The 1,383-nt window shown below is 63.7% G+C and carries 4 protein-coding genes; 2 read left to right on the forward strand and 2 right to left on the reverse strand.

Annotated elements, in window-relative coordinates; all coding sequences use genetic code 11:
* Positions 1 to 352 (forward strand): cell wall hydrolase (locus VF194_RS06355; RefSeq protein WP_330889166.1); only part of this gene is annotated, 352 nt, incomplete at its 5' end.
* Positions 352 to 684, forward strand: coding sequence for a hypothetical protein (locus VF194_RS06360; RefSeq protein WP_330889168.1), 333 nt, complete (start codon positions 352 to 354; stop codon positions 682 to 684). The genes VF194_RS06355 and VF194_RS06360, both read left to right, overlap by 1 nt.
* 78 nt (positions 685 to 762) lie before the next feature.
* Here the strand turns inward: VF194_RS06360 and VF194_RS06365 are convergent, their stop codons facing one another.
* Together VF194_RS06365 and VF194_RS06370 are read right to left on the reverse strand one after the other, a co-directional pair.
* A complete protein-coding gene (locus VF194_RS06365; protein ID WP_330889170.1) occupies positions 763 to 1,161 on the reverse strand; it encodes a hypothetical protein in 399 nt (132 codons plus the stop codon).
* Positions 1,158 to 1,383, reverse strand: a 226-nt coding sequence (locus VF194_RS06370; protein ID WP_330889172.1) for a hypothetical protein, incomplete at its 5' end; no start/stop codon positions are given. The genes VF194_RS06365 and VF194_RS06370, both read right to left, overlap by 4 nt.

Below are 1,383 nucleotides of genomic sequence, written 5' to 3' on the forward strand. Positions count from 1 at the left end.
CAGAGGCGAGGGGCGGAAGGGCATGGAGGCCGTGGCCTCAGTCATCCTGAACCGCGTTGCCAAGCCCTGCTGGTGGGGCCGCACTATCGAGACGGTCTGCACCAAGCCATGGCAGTTCTCGTGCTGGAACGCCAACGACCCGAACCTGGCCAAACTGCTTTCGGCAGACGAGCGCGATCCCCAATTCAAGGCCGCGCTGGAGATAGCCACGCTTGCCGAGGCTGGCGAGCTAGCCGACCCGACTAACGGAGCCACGCATTACCACACGAAAGCCATCCTGCCGAAATGGGCTGAGGGCAAGGAGCCCTGTGCCGAGATTGGCAGCCATCTTTTCTACAAGGATATCGGATAATGGCTATCCCGATCATTGATGGGGCCTTGGGCCTCGTAAACCGCCTGCTCGGCATCGGCGAGCGCCTGATCCCCGACAAGAACAAGGCGCAGGATCAGCAGCACGAGCGCACCACAAAGCAGATCGACGCCACCATTGAGGGCGAGCGCAATTCAAGCTGGACGCCCCGGAAAATCCTCCTGCTGGTATTCGGCGTTCCGGCTGCCCTACAATTCGCCGTCAAGCCTACCATCGAGTGGATAGCGGCTGTGTTGGGCTATCAGCTGGTCCTGCCGGGTATAGACGTGGAGGCCAGCCTGAAAATCCTGATCGGGTTGTTGGGCCTCGGCTAGCCACCCTCGCGGCGGGGGATAGCGCCGCTCCTCCCTGATTACGACTCGCCCCGCTGGCTTCGGCTGGCGGGGGATTTTCTATTCGTGAGCGTCTGCCGCGGCGGCTGTCGCCATCGTGCTGCCGCGCGGGACGATGGCGATCCGTACATCTGCCGGCAGGCGCTCCCACAGCATCCTGAACACAGCCATCTGCGCGCCAACGCAGGGCCAGCCTAGTTGCATGGCCTCGTAATCGTCGCTGGCAATGCCGAGTTCGATATCCTTCGGCTCGCCGGCCTCGCGCCAGAGTTGGAATGCCTGCTCTGCCGCGCGCTGCTGGCGGCGGTTTAACTCGCGCAGGTCTGCCAGCCACCCGCTCGGGGTGCGACTACGGCCGGTCATGGCCTTGGCGACAGTATCGAGGCGGACCTCAAGCAGCGCTGCGGCCTCCCTTTGAGAGAGGCCGCAGGCCGCCATTGCGAGGCGGAGTTCATTCATAGCGCCACCAGTTCGCGATAGCCGCCAAAGTGGTTTTTCGCAATCACCTGCCAGCCGGCCAGCTCGCCGCCAGCGCTGAGGAAGCGTTCCAGCGCCGCCAAATCGAATGACTCGATACCGTGTAGGTGACTGAGCGCGCCGGCAGGCTTGAACGACAGATACTTGCGGTAGTTGTCGCCGCCGGGATCGGCGAAGAACTGCCAGTGAGGCGCGCCGCCGGGC

It is taken from the genome of Ferrovibrio sp., assembly GCF_036381655.1.
Classification (GTDB): Bacteria; Pseudomonadota; Alphaproteobacteria; order Ferrovibrionales; family Ferrovibrionaceae; genus Ferrovibrio.

Bases quoted from the DNA above. Each gene is read 5' to 3' on its own strand.
- VF194_RS06360 (WP_330889168.1), top strand. From the start codon at position 352: ATGGCTATCCCGATCATTGATGGGGCCTTGGGCCTCGTAAACCGCCTG.
- VF194_RS06365 (WP_330889170.1), bottom strand. From the start codon at position 1,161: ATGAATGAACTCCGCCTCGCAATGGCGGCCTGCGGCCTCTCTCAAAGG.